This window comes from Okeania sp. KiyG1, from assembly GCF_014132355.1.
GTDB lineage: Bacteria > Cyanobacteriota > Cyanobacteriia > Cyanobacteriales > Microcoleaceae > Okeania.
On sequence record NZ_BLZO01000060.1, the window covers coordinates 1 to 18619 of the forward strand.

Consider the following 18619-nt stretch of genomic DNA (forward strand, 5'->3'; position numbering starts at 1 on the left):
ATTGTTTGCTCTAAACGATCCATAAGTAGAGTACGATTAGGAAGATGAGTCAGTGGATCGTGTAGTGCATCATGTTTTAATTGTTCTTCAATTAGCTTGCGTTGAGTAATATCATGACTATTAACAATAATACCTGCCACCGCTGGGTCATGTAAAAGGTTAGTGACAACACTTTCAAAAAAGCACCAAGAACCATTACTATGCTTAACTCTATACTCAATAGGTAGCTGACTAATACCAGGATTTGCAATTGCTTTGTGAAAAGTCTGGGTGATGAGGGGTAAATCATCTATATGAATTAGATCGAAGATGACCTGACCGATAGCTTTTTCTGGTATATATCCCAAAACTCTGATTAGTGATGGACTAATATAACGAGAGATTCCCTCAGCATCAATAATCAAAATCAAATCGTTAGCATTTTCAATTAGAGCGTGAAACCTGACTTCATTATTTCGTAAGGCTTGTTGTGCTTGTTTACACTCTGTGATGTTACGGATAAGCATCATCATAGCTACAAGCTGCTGTTGACTTGCAATAACAGTTTCTTCTGCGTGTTTATATTGTGTAATGTCTGTATTTGTTCCCATCATTTTGTCCGTTATTCCTTTTTCATTAGAAATAGCAACTGCGCAACAAAAAAACCATCGATAACTGCCATCTTTATGTTGCATCCTATGTTCGATTTCGTATTTTGGTGTCAGTCCTGCTAAGTGAGCATTTTTTGCTACTATTACCTGTTCTCGGTCTTCTGGGTGAACCAATTGATGCCAATCATTGATCGTGTTTCTAATTTCCCAATCTTCATAACCAAGCATTGCTTTCAATATAGGATCTAGGTAAATTACATTCGTTTGTAAGTCCCATTCCCAAATTCCCACATGACCTGCTTCAATGGCAAGAGCATAACGTTCCTGACTTTGGCGTAGATTTTCTTCTACTCGCTTGCGTTCGGCGATTTCTATTTGTGCTTGTTGATATAGTTCAGCTTGATGAATGGCAATGGCACAATGGTCAGCAATTGATGTCAATAGAGATAGTTCATCTTCAGTCCATTTTCTTTCTCGATCGCACTGGTCTAGAATAATCCCACCGAGGTAAGTATCTTGATACAACAGGGGTGTAATTAAGACTGAAATTACTTGAAACTCGTCAATCAGATTTTTAACTTCTGAGTCTATGGTTGTATCGAATTTACTAATTTTTACTTGTTCTCCTCTAGCGAGTATATCTGAATAATGTTGATGAACATCGTAAGAAAAACTAACTTGGCGATCGCATTCAACTGTCATATTATTTAAGTGACAAAGATTAGTGTTTTTCTGATAGTCCAGCCTGACAATTATACAATGACTAACTTGTAAAACCTCATTTAATTGTTCGACAGTATTTTGCAGGACTTCATCCAGTAATAAGGTATTACGCATTCCTTGAACAATGCGATTAATAATTGCTTCTTGTTTAGCTTGTTGTTGTAATTTGATAATGGCACGTTGCTGTTCTTTTTTCGATCTAAATTCAGCAGTCGCTCGCTCTAAAATAATTGATAAACTCAATAATCTATCTTTGAAAATATAATTATTAACCCCGGCTTTTAAACATTCAAAAGCTTTCTCTTCTGGTAAATCATCTGCGATCAAAATCACAGGAACTTCTTGTCCTGATTTTTGTAGTAATTTCAGCACCTCGAAGATATCAAAATCTGCTAAATAATAATCTGACAATATGGCATCATATACATTATCTTGAAGTAATTTTTGGTATTTTAGATTGCTGTCTGCAACATTATAGGTAAATTCTACACCATTGGACTTTAAGGTGTGTACTATGAGCGCTAAATCTTCCATCACATCTCCTACAATTAGCAAATTTAGTTCTTTGCTAGATTTTAGTATTTTTTGATACTCGCTCTTTTTTCGCTCTACCATATCAAAGTCACTTCAACAAAATGATTTTAATTTATTATAATCTATGTTTTCTATAGGCTACAACATCAAGTTTGAAAAACATCATTAAATCAGTAGCAGTAGTCTGAGGGATAGAGGTATTTCAATAATTGATAATTGATAATGGATAATTGATAATTACCTATCCTTAAAAGGAAGAGGATTGAATAAAAGGAAAATTTTTTCTCTCTTGGTCGATTGGATATGGCAAGGATACCTCGCCATCCCACCCTACGGGAAGCTGCGCTACGACCGCTTGTTTCTCCTTTAAAGGAGAGGCTTTAAACTTTAATTATTCGGGAAAGTTTTTTTATTATTAACACAAAACATAGCATTCTTCTAACAAGTAGTAAATACTTAAAAAGTATTTAATGGCTTTTATCAGTCCAATAGTTTAGCGATATTTTACTTGAGCCTAACAAAATGAAGATTTATTATACGGTTGTTTAATCTATAGCATTTTTGCCCTAGTTTTGTTTGAGGAGTATCATACCACTGCATCAAATTCATACCACACAAAAGTTGCTTTTGAACTATTAGTAATTAACTTGAGCAGCTATATTTTATTCTTTGTATAAAGAATAAAATACGGCATTGGTGAAAAGAGGTATGATATCATGTCCGGATAAGAGCGCGCCCCGCGACCAAAAACTTTCTCCTTCTACTCCTTTTTCTTCTTCTTTCTTCTTCTTTCTTCTCTGCTGACTCCTAAGTAATGCGCGATTTCATACACGCGCTTCACCAACACCAAAATACTTTAACAGGACTTACGCAAAATATCAAGTTATACACCATTTGTAGGAGCGTTACGAAGTGTGCGAAGCAGGCCGTTTGCCCCTACTAGATATGGTGGTTCTGTCGGCTGAATGCTTGTCATGATATAATGTAATCAGGACTTACGCAAATTCTTAGAAAATACGCTATCCGTAGGGGGCGTTAGCGGAGCTTTGCGTTAGCAAATGCCATTCGCCCCTACTAAATATTGCGCTTGGTGCGTAAGTCCTGGTAATAATATTTATACTAAGCATAAAATATCTGCTTAGGTTGAGAAGTTAACTAAAGTATTCGATCAGGACTTACACATAAAGTACGAAAAATTAGGATTAGAGATTGCTTCCCTGTGGTTCGCAATGACGGAAATGCGTTGCATATGCGTAATTCATGTCGATTAAATATCTGAACTCAAAAAAACTATTACTTATAAAAAAATGAATTTTCAGAGAATTATCACCATAATTATTATTAGTATTTTACCCCTAAAAACTATTAATGTCAGAAACTTAATTATTAGTATCACTGCCCTAATGCCACTAATAGCATCAGAAGTTGCTCTGAGTTTAACAGAATCAGAAATCAACAAAATAGCAGGAGAAATTACAGTTAGAATTGATGGACAAAACAGAGGTGGTTCAGGTGTAATTGTCGAAAAACAAGGAGATACATATTATGTACTCACTAACTGGCACGTTGTTAATAAAGTAGGAGATTATCAAGTACGCACACCTGATGGAGAAATGCATCCAGTTTACTATAGTCTGATTAAACAAGTACCAAATGTAGATTTAGCAGTCGTGCCATTTACCAGTTCTCAAAATTACCCCGTTGCTGAAACAGGCGACCCAACTCAGTTAATTCAAGGAAAACCAGTTTTTGTCGGGGGATGGCCGCGCTCTGGCAGCAACCTTCAACAACGAATTTTTCTGAGTACACCAGGGGTAGTCAAAGGGCGTCAGCAACCTATCGGTGGTTATAGTTTACTTTATGATAATTTAGTCAGAGCGGGGATGAGTGGCGGACCAGTACTAGATACAGAAGGTCGTCTAGTTGCTATTAACGGTATTGTCAAGTTACAAGAAAACTCTGATGCGATCGTTTCTGGAGGAATAGAAATTAATACTTTTTGGCAGTGGCGACAACAGGTTTCGTTGCCGACCATTTCTCAACAACCCGAGACTGCTCAAACTACAACTACTCCAACAGCAGCAGCAAACCCTGTTTCTACAACTATCTCTAAACAGGAAAATGGAACAGAAACTGCTGTAAATTTTACTCTGGCAAAGGCAATTTCCAATGAAGTAGGTGGAATAGTTAATTCTGTAGTTGCTTTAAATTCCCATATCATCAGTGGTAGTAGTAACGGGATGATTTCAGTCAGGGATATTAAGAATGGCGAAGTCATAGCTATTTGGAAAGCTCACAAAGAATCAATAAATTCAGTTGCAGTATCTCCCGATGAAGAGTTAGTTGTCAGTGGTAGTGATGACAAAACTATCAAAATTTGGAAACTACCCAAAAATAAAAATGTCACTGATATTACTCTGGTGCAGACTCTCACTGGACATAACGATGTGGTAGATGCAGTAGCGATCGCTCCTGACGGTGAAATGTTGGTAAGTGGGAGTTGGGATAGAACTATTAAAATTTGGAATTTAAGTACTGGAGAGTTGCTCCGCACCTTAGAAGGACATTCTGAGATAATTAATGCGATCGCCATTAGTCCTGACGGTCAATTTCTAGCTAGTGGTAGTAAAGATAATAAGATTAAATTATGGAACCTACAAACAGGTCAACTAATTCGTAATATAAATACTAATTCTCTATCAATTTTGTCTGTAGTTTTTAGTCCTGATAGTCAGATATTAGCTAGTAGTAGTAGTGATGGCACGATTAATATTTGGAACTTGCAGACAGATGAATTAATTCATAGTTTAAAAGAACATATAGATGGAGTATGGTCAATTGTTATTACTCCTAATGGTAAAACTTTAATTAGTAGCAGTTGGGATAAAACCATCAAGTTTTGGGAACTGAGTACGGGTAACTTAAAAGGTAGTTTAAACGGACACACAAGTTATATTAGTACAGTAGCAATTAGTCCTGATGGTCAAACAATAGTTAGCGGTGGTTGGGACCGGAAAATTAATATTTGGAAAGTTCCTTAGAGGTTGTCTGAGAAGTCCCATTTGCTACATCTAAGCCCCCGCGCATCCCCCAATTTTGGGGGACTAGAGCAAGCAAATTGACTCTTGTTCCCCCCAAAGTTGGGGGGTCAGGGGGGCAAAATTAAGTATCAAAAAAATTTTCAGATATCCTCTTCATTTCAGTCAAAATCTAACAGAGGTATTCAACAATCAATAATTAATAATTAATAATTAATAATTAGAGTTTGCTGATTAATTATCAAACCATTGAAATGTAGGGACGTTGCATGCAACATCCCTACCAGGTTGGTTCAATAATTTAGAATTTAGAATTTAGAATTTAGAATTACCTCTCCTTGAAAAGAAGAGGATTGACGAACAGGAAAATTTTTATTTATTATCCCCTTAAAAGGGGAGGCTTTAAACCACAATATTTCGGTAAAGATTGTTTATTACAGTTATTTAATGAGAGATGATATTAGAAGGAGAATTCAAAATTATGTTTGTGCAGTATTACGCAGTAAATGCTTACTAGAGGTACTTAGAGAAGATAAGATAATTCCTGATTTTTATAGAGAAATTTTGTAGTGGTAAAATTAAAATATTTAAGTTATACTTTTTTATAGATAGAATTTTCAATAATTGATAATTGATAATGGATAATTGATAATTACCTCTACCTAAAAGGAAGAAGATTGAATAAAAGGAAAATTTTTCTTGTTTCTCCTTTAAAGGAGAAGCTTTAAGCTTTAATTATTCGGTAAAAACTGTATATTAATGTCATGTTCAGTATAAATAAACGTAATATTAGAGGGCAGATTTTTAGGACTTGAGCGCGCTTAAGTCAAAGCTTTTGGTTAAACCCGCCCCTACAATTTTTTAACGTTTAATTCATTTAATTATACTTACCTACTTAAATAAAGCAGTTCCCTAATCTATGAGGTACAGTTTTAGATCCCCCTAACCCCCCTTAATAAGGGGGGAACTTTCAAAGTCCCCCTTAAAAAGGGGGATTTAGGGGGATCGTAAATTTACCTCATCTTTATAAGAAATGCTATAGGGCGGGTTTTTAGGACTTGAGCGCGCTTAAATCAAAATTTTCGGTTAAATCTGCCCCTACTAATAGGGCTACTTAAAAACTAACTTTTGTCAGAATCGTATTTGCATAAACTTAGAGCAAAATAGAAAATTATGTAATGAAAATTTGAGAATATTTCAGGAGGAATAATTAATGAAAAAAGCCTCTAGGTACTGGATTATATCTCTGTTATTAGGCTTAATTATCTGGTTAGGATTAGCAAGTCCTAGTTACGCTGATAGTCAATCTATTAATGCCCAAACTATCCATGTTTTGAATCGTCTAAGTTTTGGTCCTAGACCAGGAGATATAGAACGAGTTAAATCAATAGGAATTAATAATTATATTCAATCTCAACTCAGACCAGAAACTATTAGAGAATCTCCTCAAGTAACACAAAAAATAGCTAAGTTAACTAACTTCTACTTAGCTCCAACAGAATTATATAAAAAAACTGTCCCTCCACTAAAAAAAGGAGCTAAAAACTTTACTCGAAAACAACAAATACAAATGAGCAAAAGTACCAGTAAAATTTTACGAGAATCAGAAAATGCACGTTTAGTTCAAGCCATATTTAGCAACCAACAACTACAAGAAGTAATGGTAGATTTTTGGTTTAACCACTTCAATATTTCTGTAGATAAAGGTAACTTAGCTCGCCTCTGGGTTGGCACTTACGAAAGAGACGCTATTCGACCTTATGCACTTGGTAATTTTCGTAATTTATTAGGGGCAACAGCATATCATCCAGCCATGTTATTTTATTTAGATAATTGGCTAAATACTGCTCCTAATAGTAAAGGCGTTCGTGGCAGATTTAAAGGCTTAAATGAAAACTATGCCCGTGAACTTATGGAGCTTCATACTATCGGAGTCAATGGAGGTTATACACAACAAGATATAATAACTTTAGCAAGAATTTTTACAGGTTGGGGAATAAGACGTCATGGTGGAGATGGGAGTGGGTTTAAATTTTTTTCAGACCGCCATGATTATAGTGATAAAATATTCTTAGGAATACCCATTAAAGGTGGTGGAATAGAAGAAGGAGAAAAAGCCTTAGATATTCTCGCAAGTCATCCATCTACCGCCCGTTTTATTAGTTATAAATTAGCTCAATATTTTGTTGCCGATACACCTCCCGGTAGCTTAGTTAATAAACTAGCTAAAAAATTTCAAGAAACTAATGGCAACATTCGTGATGTGTTACAAACTTTATTTAATAGTCCTGAATTCTGGGAGGAAAAATACTACGGCAGCAAATTTAAAACCCCTTATCAATATATTATTTCTGCTGCTAGAGCAACCGATATTGACAAACCTAGATGGGGTAGAATTAAACAATTTTTAGAGCAATTAGGAATGAAGCTTTATGCTTGTAAAACTCCTGACGGCTATAAAAACACTAAAGAAGCATGGTTAAATCCCGATGCCATCATGCGTCGAATTAGCTTTGCGACAATGATATCTCGTGGTCATTTAAACCAAGGAAAACCCAAACCGATAGATCGTCAGCAACTTTCTGCAACTTTAGGAAATAATTTTTCTGCTCAAACTCAAGCTGTAATTAGCAGTAGTCCAGAACGTTTACAAGCACCTTTAATGTTAGGTAGTCCGGAAATGATGGAAAAATAATTTAGAATTTAGAATTTAGAATTTAGAATTTAGAATTACTTCTTCTTATAAAGGGGAATAGATAAGGAATCTACTGTATGTTGATAATTCTATAATTACTGCAATCTCCCTACTCCCCACTCCCCTACTCCCCCACTCCCCCACTTTCCTTCTTATAAAGGGGAATAGATAAGGAATCTACTGTATGTTGATAATTCTATAATTACTTCAATCTCCCCTACTCCCCTACTCCCCCACTCCCAACTAGATAATTAAGTATTCAACCAGATTTAATATTTTGGAGACACTATGAAAAGACGTAATTTTTTACAATTTGCTAGCTTACTATCAGCTTCAGGAATAATCTCTGTTGGCAGTCATGCTTGGGTAGCAAAAGGATTAGCTCAAACCAACAATCGTAAACGATTAATAGTTATTTTTCTCCGAGGTGGAGTCGATGGATTAAATGTAGTTATTCCTCATCAGGAATACAATTATTATGATGTACGACCAAAAATAGCAATTCCAGCTCCAGGAGAAGCAGAAGGAGCGATCGACTTAGACGGTCAATTTGGCTTACATCCTGCTCTAGCAAGTATCATACCCCTCTGGCAAAATCGCAGTTTAGCATTTATTCACGCCTGCGGTTTAAACAACAACACTCGCTCCCATTTTGATGCTCAATATTATATGGAAACAGGTATTCCAGATAATAAAAAAATACCTGATGGATGGATGAATCGTTTGTTAGCAAATCTGCCAAAAGATAAACCTACTCAAGCTGTAAACTTAGGAGATACACCACCTCGCATTCTCATGGGTGCAATGCCAGTTGCTAGTCTTCCCACCGGAAGAAAATCGACCAGTAGTTTACCCATAGACCGCCCCAAAATTTATGAAGCATTCGATCGCCTTTACAGCAGCAATGACGAACTTAGTAGAGTTTACCAAGAAGGTCGCCAAGCAAGAGATTTACTACTAGCTGACTTAGAGCAGGAAATGGAAGCTGCTTCAGCAGGAGCGCCACCTCCCGAGGGTTTTGCTGGTGATGCCAAAAATTTAGCTCAAATTATGGTTGGTGATTCCAAAACACAGTTAGGGTTTCTCGCTCTCGGTAATTGGGATACCCACGTTAACCAAGGAAGCAGTCAAGGTACTTTAGCAAGACGATTGAAACCTCTTGGGGAAGGTTTAGTTACTCTAGTTCAGGAGTTGGGTCCGCTTTACTCAGATACCGTGATTTTAGTAATGTCAGAATTTGGTCGCACGGTGAAAGAAAATGGTAATGGTGGCACCGATCATGGTCATGGTAATGTAATGTGGGTTTTAGGTGGTGGGGTGCGTGGTGGTCAGGTTTACGGACAATGGCCTGGTTTAGATGAATCAGAATTGTTTCAGCAACGGGATCTAGCGGTGACAACGGACTTCCGGAATGTGATTTCTAGTGTTTTAGAGCAGCATCTTGAGATTGAGCGATCGCAAATAGCGCGGATTTTTTCTGGTTATTCTTCTGAGCGGCGTTTGGCTTTATTGTGAAGTAAGTAATGGTTGATGATTTGGCGGTGAGAGTATTAATTCTTCTTCTGAGGGCGAATGCCATTTGCTAACGCAAAGCTCCGAATGGCGCCCCTACATATGGCATTTTTAAGGTAAATTTGCGTCAGTTATGATTATATGGTAGTCCTGCTTGTGTAATGGTTTACAGAAAAAAGGAATATCTGGCACGGGAGCAAGATGCTCCCACTGCCGTGCTTCATAAAAATCAGTTAATATATTTACAGCGCTTTTCAGATTGATGACCTCACGTCATAACCAAAAACCTGTAGGGGCGAATGCCATTCGCCCTCTTGATTTAGTGTCCGTGCGTAAGTCATGAGATAGTTACATTCCAGACAACCACCAGGGCTAAAATTTTCTCGCTTGAGCAAAAGTAGCAGCAGCTTCTGGAGAGCCTATATATCTCCAGTGCCAAGGTTCGTAGCTGACTCCTTGTGAATTGTTTGGAGGAAAAGATAACTCAAAACCAAACTTCTGAGCGTGACGGGTTAACCACTGGAAAGCTTTGGTATTTTCAAAATCGATAGTTATATCCTTTTTGGGAAAGTTCCCATCAGTTAAGTCAATGGCAAAACCTGTATGGTGTTCGCTGTATCCTGGTGGGGCGGAAACTTTTGCAGCGGCCTCAACTGAACCACGACGTTGAATCTGAGCTTTAAATAGTTCTTCCTGGAGCTCAAAAGTACGAAATCCTGAAACAGGTACAAGCCAAACACCTTCGTCTCTTGCAGTATAAATCATATTCATTAGTGCTTTTGCTGCTTCTGGGTGCAGATATTCAAACCTTTGGTATTGCCTAGCGCCATAACTGCTAATAATCACCATCCTGTTAATGTGACCTGGTGGGTATAGAAAGTGACCATAGGCAGTTTCGCCACCAACAAGTTTCTGTTCCTCTCTATCCACTTCAGAGTTTTGAGATGTTGGGTTTAGTAGCCCAATTCGTCTCGCAGCTTCAGGGAGTCGCTGAAGCAGAGGAGAGGGTTCTGCTTGAGTAGACGAATTTGGAGCAGGAGACTCTTGAACCTTTTGAGATGGTTCGGGAGAAGTTTCTGTTACAGGAGTAATAGGTACATCAACTACCTGAACTTCTGGAGATGAGTTAGGAGAAGGTTCTGTTGCAGTTTGCATATATAGACTTTCAGGTGAAAAATGTAGGATTATTGTTCCAAATAAAACAATTGTTCCAGCAACAGAAACAGCTATTAGGATAAATTTTAACCAGTTTTTTAAACTAAATTTCTCTATTTTAAACAATTTCATTTTTATTAAATTACTTTAGAGGCATAAATTTTCAGGTTTCCATTAATCAATCTCATGTTGTAGATCACTGTTAAAGTTTTAAAGTTACTACTACTACGGTCAACTGAACCATCTGAATTATAAAGGGTGTAATCTTCTGTGATCCTTACTTTAATTGCTGCTTCGTTACCCTCTGAAACAAACTCCTGAACACTGTCAACCCTTTGTACATTATAACGATAGTATGCACCATTGCTTTGTAACCAATCTATTGCACCAACTGCCTTTTCATAGAACTCGCTAGTGGCTATTTCAGCAAGAACTTGACGATTATAGGGTGGAGCAAACATTACTTTTTTTGCTTCTAAGTATTTCTGAATCAAATTAACAGCTTTCTGCCGTGAAATAGATGGCTCTGGTGGTCGCTGAGGTGGTGCAGGTGATTTAACAGGACTAGGCTTTGGCGATGCTGGTGGTATAGGAGAAGGTTTAGGTGTCGGTTCTATTACAACAACTCGATTTTGAGACAAAACCAAGCTAACTAAGCCAAATACTCCAATTACACCCCCAATGATAACTGCTGTTCGCCAATCTAAAGGAGACGGAGGCGGTGAAGGTGTTGGCGGTGAAGGTGTAGGAGCAGGAGTAGGAGCAGGAGTAGGAGCAGGAGTAGGTTCTGGTGGTGGTGTTTTTTTATCAGTCGGTGGAGACAATATGAGTTTGTCATTGTCCTGGATACCAGCTTGTTTAAATGTTAAATTGTCTTTTAATTCTTCTTCTGTTCTTTCTAGAACAAGTTTGTACGGGGGAGTTTCTGGTAAACCCAATAACATTTGCACTGCTTCGCGAGATTCACCTAACTTTGAATCAGGTGAAACATCTATAATTCTCTCAGCAGTATCATCAGTTCTTGTAAATATTACTTCCATTTTTATTATTTGTTTATATAATATTTTTCTACTCGTATTTAAAAAAACTTGGTCTAAATACCTTAAGTGTTTACAACTACAAGCGTTCAACTTTATTAACCAGCCAACGGTCAGAATCTGTGTCCCAAACAAAATAAAAGCGAAGAGTTTGATTGATTTCTCTGCCAGATTTCATAAAATACCGCAGTCTACTGTCTACTATAGAATTAAACCCATCTTCTGATACCAATTTGGTACTTAGTACATCTATCCTTGCAACTTGAGTCCACCAATCTATGTAGGACTTGTATCCTTCTGGATGGGCTTTAGTACTTCGTTGCGATCTAGAGGATAAAGAATTCCAAGCACTTTGATACTCATAATTGTTTAGAGTTTGGTAGTAATTTCTTAAAGCTTGTTCTGGTAACGCTCGAAGAAGGTTGGGTTCGGTTCGGGAAATCTGCTTTTGAGTTCTTTCCTGTTCTAACTTTCTCTCGGCTCCTTGTCTTTGACTCCTTTCCTGTTCTAACTTTCTTTCAGCTTCTTGCCTTTGAATCCTCTCCTGTTCTAACTGCTCGTTAATAATCGCTTGTTGTTGTAGAGTTTGGAGATAAAGCAAGCTTCCAACTACTGCAATTAATACCATGGTACCAACCATGAATGCTGTTGGAAAAACTTTAAAATTGAAAGACGATGGGGATTCTTTTTCTTCAGTTACGCTAGAAATATCGTTTGTTTTCTGATTATCTTGGTAGGTATCACTCTCACCCTCTTGGTAGGTCTCAAAAGTATTTAAAGGAAAAAGTATAAGCTTGTCATTGTCCTGAATACCCGCCTCTTTGAATGTCAAATTATCCCTTAATTTTTTGCTAGTTCTTTCTAGAACAACTTTGTAAGGGGGACTTTCTGGTAAACCCAATAACATTTGCACTACTTCGCGAGACTCACCTACCTTTGAATCAGGCGAGACATCTATAATCTTCTCAGCAGTATCATCATTTTTTGTAAATATTACTTCCATTTTTGTTAGTTCTTTATGTAGTAATTTTATACTGTACCTAAATAAAAATTGGTCTAATTACTTTTTTAAGTCAAGTCTTTCTGATTAGGAACGCTAGTATCACTGCTAGGATCAGAATCTAAATTGTTTTTGCCTGGTAGTAGACCCATCTGCTCTTCAAATGCGAGGGTGTTCTTACTTCCATCTCTTTTAGGCTCTAATATATCAAGAGCGCTTCCAGCATCCTCCAACGAAGGAGTAAGAATTTCTTTCTCTAAGCGATCTATTTGTTCATCCAAATACTCCCGTTCATCCGGATCTGCATCGGGATCTGCAACCAACTTTGCTCTTTGCTCATAAAGTTTATCAAGTTCATTAGATTGTGCTTTATTCTTTCTTGAGGACATCTCCAATTGATTCTGACGCTGTTGAGTTCTTGCCTCAACTTGAGCTAAAGCTTCATCAACTTTTGATCTCTCTAATTTAGTTCTAGCTGCAGACAAATATTCTTCTCCTTCAGTGCGGATGCGATACAGGTTTATAATCTCAATTTCTAGACCATATTGCTTAACAACACTCTCCCTTGCCCATTGATTGACGTAGCGCTCCATAGTAGATAAATGTTTATTATCTGTGTATCTAAGAAGTTCGCTGTCAATGGTAGTCAACTTAGCATTAACACTCTTTTCTATTGAGTTTTTAATATTATCCATGCCAAAAATCTCCTTTTCTATATCACGAATTCTCTGGCTAATTTCGCCAAGTTCCTCTCTGTTCTCTTCTACATCACCTAAGTTAACAACTTTAGCATATTGCTTTTTGAGGGCTTTGCGTTCTTTCAACGACTCTTGCTGCAATTCTCGCATAGATTGGAATGCAGACTGGAATACATACCAACTACCCTGCTCAATACCTAAAATTTTGAACTCTCCTTGAAACTTAACAGCTTGTCCACCAGTCAAAGAAAGCACTTCACAGTTGAAAGAACCCACCATTCCCATTAACCTTTGCAGATAATCAATAATATCTGTTTGTTCGGGAATAGGAACAACTCTAATTACTATTACCCCAAAACGCTCTTCTAAGGTTGTCGTAATTGCATCTTTCAGTTCTTGTTCAACCGACTTTTCGCCAGCTATAGGTTCATAAAAACGCATATAAAATCTTTCGGGGTCGATAGTGCGTATATTTTCTCTAGTGGTACTTTTAACTGTATCTTTGATTAAGTCTTTAATTTCATCAACTGTTTGATTGAGATAATCTTCAATTTTTTCAAGACTCTTAAACTTGAGATTGACTGCTGTACTTAACTTAACTTTGACGCCAGTAGCACTGGTTGAAAATTCTTCTGGTTTGTCGTCATTATTTATTTCTAGATTTTCTAGTAGTTCGCTATGCTTTTGTTTTGGGAGAGAAACTATATGCTTCACTAGATAACCGATAGATTCGGCTTCAGTTTGCATTGCACGCCGAATTTCATCAGATTCTTTGCTAAAATCGCACAATATACCTGCATAGTTCTTATCAAGCAGCAAAGGCTTAACAATTTTTTCCAGTTTACTCTGCACCCAAGCTTCTAAGTTAGGAGATTGTGCAGAAATATATCGTCTAACATCTTGAGGAAGCATCTGGAGAGTATTTTCAACATATACTAAACCCGTATACTTCTGTACCTTGCAATCGACAGTACAACTTATTTCTACAAGCTCCTTGGGAACTGGAGATGAAGAAATTTTCTTACTATTGAGATATAAGTGTCCAACTCGGCGACCTTGATCGCGTAGAATCCTATCTAAATGCTCAACTAATCCATTCCTAACCGTATCTTTCAATTCATAGTAGAACTGAGTAATGGAAACTTTTTCAAGTAAGTAGCTTTTAATTTCTTTCTTAGTAACTTTGACTAAGGAGATCAGCCAACCAGACTCCTGGTTAGACACAGCCTTAACTGGGTCCTCAATAATTAGTTCAGTCTCAAGTTCAAGGTCTAGCTTATCATCAGAATCGGAAACGTATACGGTAATCTCTGTCGGGCCAATTTTTACTGCTTCGAGCTGTTTTTCATCCCCTAGAGATAGCCGAAAATGAATGTTAAGACCAATCTCATCTTGTGTTTTTTTCTTTAAGGAGGTCTGTAAACCTTCTACTTGACCGAAAAAATCATCTATATATATAGCCTCCTTTTCATAGGTTAGTTCAGCTATCCATCTCTCAACTCTCTTATCCAATTCATCACCAGGAGAATCATCACTACAGAGAGCTAGAGCAACTTGTTGTTCTTTTCCAGGAGGGCAACTAGCACGATAAGCTACAGAAATACGAAGTTTACGATTATTCCCAAAATCCGTTACCTCTACAGGTAGATCTGTACGTTCGGCAATATTTGAAGCATCATTGTTGTTAGAAATTAAATAATATACTATATTCTTGCGATCGATAAAGGGTATTTTGTCCAAATAGTCCTTTTTTTGTTTGTTAATAACTATGATTTTTTCAGTAGAAGATTTAGTTTTGCTTTTAGCAGATGCTTCAGCTTTTTCTACTTTACGAATAATTTTATCTAAAGCGTGATGTTTTACCATTTTTACCTCTAATTTAAGTTACTTTGTTACTTTGATTTCTTTTTGTAAAGCCCTAAATTTCTTCTTGAAATCTCTTAAAATTTTTCTTCTGGTAGTGAACTGCTTCTGTAGTTTTCTATCTCCTAATTGATTTGACTTTGTACCTTGTTCTAGATATTTTTCTGTAAGAGATGTCCAAAAATTACTCAGCTCACTTTTTAGAGAACGAGGAGTATTTGAAATAATGCTGCGAGCCATATCTTCGATTAAATTTTCAACTTCTTGCTCCAGCTCTACATGATCAAAACCACGCAAAATTACCAACCATTCTGCAATTAAATAGCTAATGTTTTCAAGAGGATTAAAACTATCTGGAGTAAAATCTTTAAAAAGAATTCTAAGACATTTACCAGAGCAAGTTCTCCATTAGCAGTACAATAAAATAGCCAACTAAATAAAGTATTTAACTCACTACCAAATTTACTATCATCTTGGCTTTTCAATGGTGCAAACAAAGGATACGCAGAAGGCCACTCTCCATACCACTTTAAGTTATTCGTCCAGATGTATGTTGTTTGATTGCAGTAAACAAATAACAAAAGAAAAGCGACTCGATTTGACAGAGAGTATTTTTCTGAAGGAACATCTGGTGAAGGCAACCATTCCTTTAAAATCTCTAGAAAATCATAGATGTAGGAATATAAACCACTTTGCCACAATAGTTTGTCTAATAAGCTGTAAACATCAGCCTGGAGGTTTTCATCCTTATTTTCTAAACTCTCTCGATCTAGCAACTTTTTCAGCCAAATTAGGAGTTGTTTTGCAGCTTGAATACCTAATGCTCCTGAACGTAAGTGCTTGTCCATTAAATCTCGAACAATTTCAAAGGCAAGGGTTCGATGTTCTGGAGACATTAAACTTTCAAGAAAGCTTTGAGCGATATCCTCAGCTCTAGAATAATCTGATTCAATTTGTAATCTATAAATTAAGTACGACAAACGCAGAAGTAAAGGGTTAATTCTCCGCTTGTCTTCCTGAGCAATTTTTACTAGAAGTTCTATCAGCCAACCCTCCCCATAGGAACTTGGATAGTCAACGCTAGCCCTTAAAGCGACATCTATTGCCTTTCTCGCAAGATCATCAGAAGTGTCAAGTAATAAGTCTAGCTTTTGGGTTTTTTGGAGTTGCTCCTCTAAATATAAAGGTTGCTGTTCTTCAAAATAAGTCAAAAAATCCCTTCTTAAGCTAGGAAAAGTAAAGTCAATACCCTGCATTTTATTCTGACGACTGACTCTTAAATAAGAATTCTCTAAATATCCATCCGACTGTTCAAAGCTCTCTTGCCAAATTTCAGTTAATAACTTTTCCTTTTGAGTTTCTTTTACCTGTGTTTTTCCTTCTTCTGTGGTTATTGACTCTTTAACAGGTATAATTTTTGTTTGGCCTTCTAGTAAGAGTGAAACGACCCACTTAAAGTCTTGGGGGTTTAATTCTGGAAAGAAAGTTGCCACATACAAAACAGTTTTCTGGATAGTGTCACTGTTTGAAAATAGCGAGTGAGCTGTAACGCTTTCGGACTCTTCTGAGGCATAACCCTGACCTGTTCCTCTTGTGTTTTTATTCCCTCTTCTGTTCTGCTCTCTTTCTTCTAGCTCTTTATTAAGGTCGCTTAAATCTTTCTCAAGTTGTTCAAGTTTCAGCCGTTTTTCTTCACGTTCTCCCCTAATTCTATCTAGCTTTCTTTGAGTTTTGCGTTCCTCAATAGGAGAATAAGCTTCTCTCTTGTCCTCAGATAAATCTTCTATCTCTTCAGTTAATTCATCATATTGATCTTTTAAACTAGCAATTTCCGTTTTATATCTTTCCTTCCAGGTTTGTAATAGTTGTGTTGGTAAGTCAGAGTATTTGGTCTTTTCCTTTGTAGAAGAATCACTAGAATATTTACTATCATCATCTTTACTTTTTCCCTGACCTCTAAGTGGATTGAAAAAATTTCCTTCAATTGAATATCTGCTAAGAGGTGTTGGTATCTTGTCACCTTCCTTTAGTTCCGGAGGTGTTGGTATCTTGTCACCTTCCTTTAGTTCCGGAGGTGTTGGTATCTTGTCACCTTCCTTTAGTTCCGGAGGTGTTGGTATCTTGTCACCTTCCTTTAGTTCCGGAGGTGTTGGTATCTTCTCACCTTGGATATCTTCTTCCGTCATATCTTAAATTAATCTCTCTAGTTTGTATGTTTACGATTCTACCCATGAGCAAGTCGGCTAATCTCTGCTTGAAGCCTTTCAACTTCTTGGTCGTGTTGGTTTCGCTTTTCTTCAAACTTTTTTTTATTCTTGTCCAGGTTGTGCTGTCGTATTGCATCACCTATATTCGCATTCATCTCATCTACTATGTCATTTATCACTTTTGTTAATTCGTTAGATTGTTTTTGAGCCAAAGACAAATCCCTTTGCAAACGCCCTATTTTTTCCTGAGTGAAGTCTAGAGTGTTAACATAATAAGAAGTTTGTTTTTGTGAGTTATTTGTAAATACTTGTAATAATTTGCTAATGTCATCATAGCTATCCAAATTGTCAAGAGTCACAAACTGAATCTCTTTTAAGTAATTAAGTTTACTAGGAAGATTATCAATACTAGCTCCAGGTAAAAGTATCGGAACAATTCTAGGACTTTGCCTTCTACTACTTATATAACGGTTATGTAAATAGTCTATTTCCGCATCTTGCCAAGGCCCTACACCATTTATTCCCAGAAAGAAGAAAACCGTATCAGTGTTATCAAGAATTTCGTAGAGTTTGCCTGGCCAATGGTCTCCACCTTTAAACTGCCGTTCATCTAGCCAAGTTCTAATACCTGCTTTTTCAAGCTTTTCCCCTATAATTCTCACACTATCTTTATCAAGACTATTATGAGAAAGAAAAACATCAAATTCTTTTTGTTCAGTCATTTATAAACTCCTTTTTTTCAATTTTCTACACCAGCAACTTGAGCCAGAGCTTGAGCATACTTATTTAGCTCCTTTCCCAAAACCTCTAGTTCCTTTCGCAGTTCAGGCTCTTCTGACCACTGCTTTTCATGTTCTTTAGAACTAACGCCATCGGGTCTCTGAGTTTCCCACACCTCCAAACTAGGATGCCACTTAGTTACAAAAGGCCGTAGTCCTTGGTTAAGAACAGCGATCGCGATACCACCAACTGAGTTATGTGAAGCACCCACACCAGGACCTGCTTCTTTCAAAATTTCACGAGTGGTTTCAAATAAACTATAGAGAGAGTCTAAAGCTTCTCTAAAAATGCCCTCCTCTTGGCCTAATGGTTGTATCGAAATGCGTGTCACCAGTTCAACATAGAGCGACCAAGCCGCATGACGTTCTGTTTGGTCTGCCTCCCACTCAGCAGACCCCAGGCCAAAAGGAAGGCTAACTGAAACTTTTTTTAAAACCGCCGGGTCTCGTTCCATTGAATTTTCTCCATTACCATATCTACTAAGCCTTGGTTAGCCATCCTGCAATAAGTAAGCCTAGTTAGTCGAAATTTTGGCGTTGCTGAATTGAAGTATGAATGTGCGATTGTTTGGTTCTCGCCTTCGCCCCCGCTGGTCCCCCGCGCATTGGGGGACTTTTAGAGTTTTATTCCCCCCAAAATTGGGGGGCTAGGGGGGCAAAATCATATGTTTGGTTCTCGCCTTCGCCCCGCGCATCCCCCGCGCATTGGGGGACTTTTAGAGTTTTATTCCCCCCAAAATTGGGGGGCTAGGGGGGCAAAATCATACCCATAATCAGCAACGCCAACA

General features: G+C 37.3%; 12 protein-coding genes. 3 read left to right on the top strand and 9 right to left on the bottom strand.

Translation table 11 applies throughout. The features are described from left to right. Positions 1 to 1928, bottom strand: a 1928-nt coding sequence (locus tag SAGCYANO_RS12115) for a PAS domain S-box protein (RefSeq protein ID WP_237396089.1), incomplete at its 3' end; no start/stop codon positions are given. Positions 1929 to 3154: 1226 nt separating this feature from the next. Here SAGCYANO_RS12115 and SAGCYANO_RS12120 point away from each other — a divergent pair. The 3 genes from SAGCYANO_RS12120 to SAGCYANO_RS12130 all read left to right on the top strand — a co-directional run bounded on the left by SAGCYANO_RS12120 (position 3155) and on the right by SAGCYANO_RS12130 (position 9095). Continuing rightward, the gene (locus tag SAGCYANO_RS12120; protein ID WP_202220316.1) at positions 3155 to 4888 is read left to right on the top strand and encodes a trypsin-like peptidase domain-containing protein; all 1734 of its coding nucleotides are present in this window, start codon (positions 3155 to 3157) and stop codon (positions 4886 to 4888) included. Between the two features lie 1210 nt (positions 4889 to 6098). Then, positions 6099 to 7580, top strand: a complete 1482-nt coding sequence (locus tag SAGCYANO_RS12125; RefSeq protein WP_202220317.1) for a DUF1800 domain-containing protein — start codon at positions 6099 to 6101, stop codon at positions 7578 to 7580. 288 nt (positions 7581 to 7868) lie between these two features. Further along, positions 7869 to 9095 carry a DUF1501 domain-containing protein gene (locus SAGCYANO_RS12130; protein WP_202220318.1) on the top strand — a complete coding sequence of 409 codons (1227 nt, stop codon included), beginning with the start codon at positions 7869 to 7871 and terminating at the stop codon, positions 9093 to 9095. Between the two features lie 369 nt (positions 9096 to 9464). Here SAGCYANO_RS12130 and SAGCYANO_RS44595 read toward each other — a convergent pair whose 3' ends face one another. The 8 genes from SAGCYANO_RS44595 to SAGCYANO_RS12170 form a co-directional block, all read right to left on the bottom strand. Next, complete coding sequence (locus SAGCYANO_RS44595; protein WP_237396091.1) at positions 9465 to 10379, bottom strand: D-alanyl-D-alanine carboxypeptidase family protein; 915 nt, start codon at positions 10377 to 10379, stop codon at positions 9465 to 9467. 5 nt (positions 10380 to 10384) lie between these two features. Next, entirely contained in the window at positions 10385 to 11287 is a 903-nt protein-coding gene (locus SAGCYANO_RS12140) for an ARC6/PARC6 family protein (RefSeq protein WP_202220319.1), read from the bottom strand. 76 nt (positions 11288 to 11363) lie between these two features. After that, on the bottom strand, positions 11364 to 12287 hold the full coding sequence (locus SAGCYANO_RS12145) for a hypothetical protein (protein ID WP_202220320.1): 924 nt from the start codon (positions 12285 to 12287) through the stop codon (positions 11364 to 11366). A 65-nt stretch (positions 12288 to 12352) separates the two neighbouring features. Then, positions 12353 to 14848, bottom strand: a complete 2496-nt coding sequence (locus SAGCYANO_RS12150; protein WP_202220321.1) for a hypothetical protein — start codon at positions 14846 to 14848, stop codon at positions 12353 to 12355. Between the two features lie 18 nt (positions 14849 to 14866). Continuing rightward, positions 14867 to 15142: a hypothetical protein gene (locus SAGCYANO_RS12155; RefSeq protein WP_202220322.1), complete on the bottom strand. Its 276-nt coding sequence runs from the start codon at positions 15140 to 15142 to the stop codon at positions 14867 to 14869. A gap of 20 nt (positions 15143 to 15162) precedes the next feature. Next, positions 15163 to 17031 (bottom strand): hypothetical protein, encoded by a 1869-nt coding sequence (locus SAGCYANO_RS12160; RefSeq protein WP_202220323.1) that lies wholly within the window; start codon positions 17029 to 17031, stop codon positions 15163 to 15165. 38 nt (positions 17032 to 17069) lie between these two features. Beyond that, positions 17070 to 17774 carry a toll/interleukin-1 receptor domain-containing protein gene (locus SAGCYANO_RS12165; protein ID WP_202220324.1) on the bottom strand — a complete coding sequence of 235 codons (705 nt, stop codon included), beginning with the start codon at positions 17772 to 17774 and terminating at the stop codon, positions 17070 to 17072. Between the two features lie 17 nt (positions 17775 to 17791). Then, positions 17792 to 18286, bottom strand: a complete 495-nt coding sequence (locus SAGCYANO_RS12170) for a hypothetical protein (protein WP_202220325.1) — start codon at positions 18284 to 18286, stop codon at positions 17792 to 17794. Positions 18287 to 18619 lie beyond the last annotated feature (333 nt).

What these genes read in the sequence shown, in the direction of transcription:
- SAGCYANO_RS12120 (WP_202220316.1), top strand. Translation starts at nt 3,155, where the DNA reads ATGAATTTTCAGAGAATTATCACCATAATTATTATTAGTATTTTACCC.
- SAGCYANO_RS12125 (WP_202220317.1), top strand. Translation starts at nt 6,099, where the DNA reads ATGAAAAAAGCCTCTAGGTACTGGATTATATCTCTGTTATTAGGCTTA.
- SAGCYANO_RS12130 (WP_202220318.1), top strand. Translation starts at nt 7,869, where the DNA reads ATGAAAAGACGTAATTTTTTACAATTTGCTAGCTTACTATCAGCTTCA.
- SAGCYANO_RS44595 (WP_237396091.1), bottom strand. Translation starts at nt 10,379, where the DNA reads ATGAAATTGTTTAAAATAGAGAAATTTAGTTTAAAAAACTGGTTAAAA.
- SAGCYANO_RS12140 (WP_202220319.1), bottom strand. Translation starts at nt 11,287, where the DNA reads ATGGAAGTAATATTTACAAGAACTGATGATACTGCTGAGAGAATTATA.
- SAGCYANO_RS12145 (WP_202220320.1), bottom strand. Translation starts at nt 12,287, where the DNA reads ATGGAAGTAATATTTACAAAAAATGATGATACTGCTGAGAAGATTATA.
- SAGCYANO_RS12150 (WP_202220321.1), bottom strand. Translation starts at nt 14,848, where the DNA reads ATGGTAAAACATCACGCTTTAGATAAAATTATTCGTAAAGTAGAAAAA.
- SAGCYANO_RS12160 (WP_202220323.1), bottom strand. Translation starts at nt 17,031, where the DNA reads ATGACGGAAGAAGATATCCAAGGTGAGAAGATACCAACACCTCCGGAA.
- SAGCYANO_RS12165 (WP_202220324.1), bottom strand. Translation starts at nt 17,774, where the DNA reads ATGACTGAACAAAAAGAATTTGATGTTTTTCTTTCTCATAATAGTCTT.
- SAGCYANO_RS12170 (WP_202220325.1), bottom strand. Translation starts at nt 18,286, where the DNA reads ATGGAACGAGACCCGGCGGTTTTAAAAAAAGTTTCAGTTAGCCTTCCT.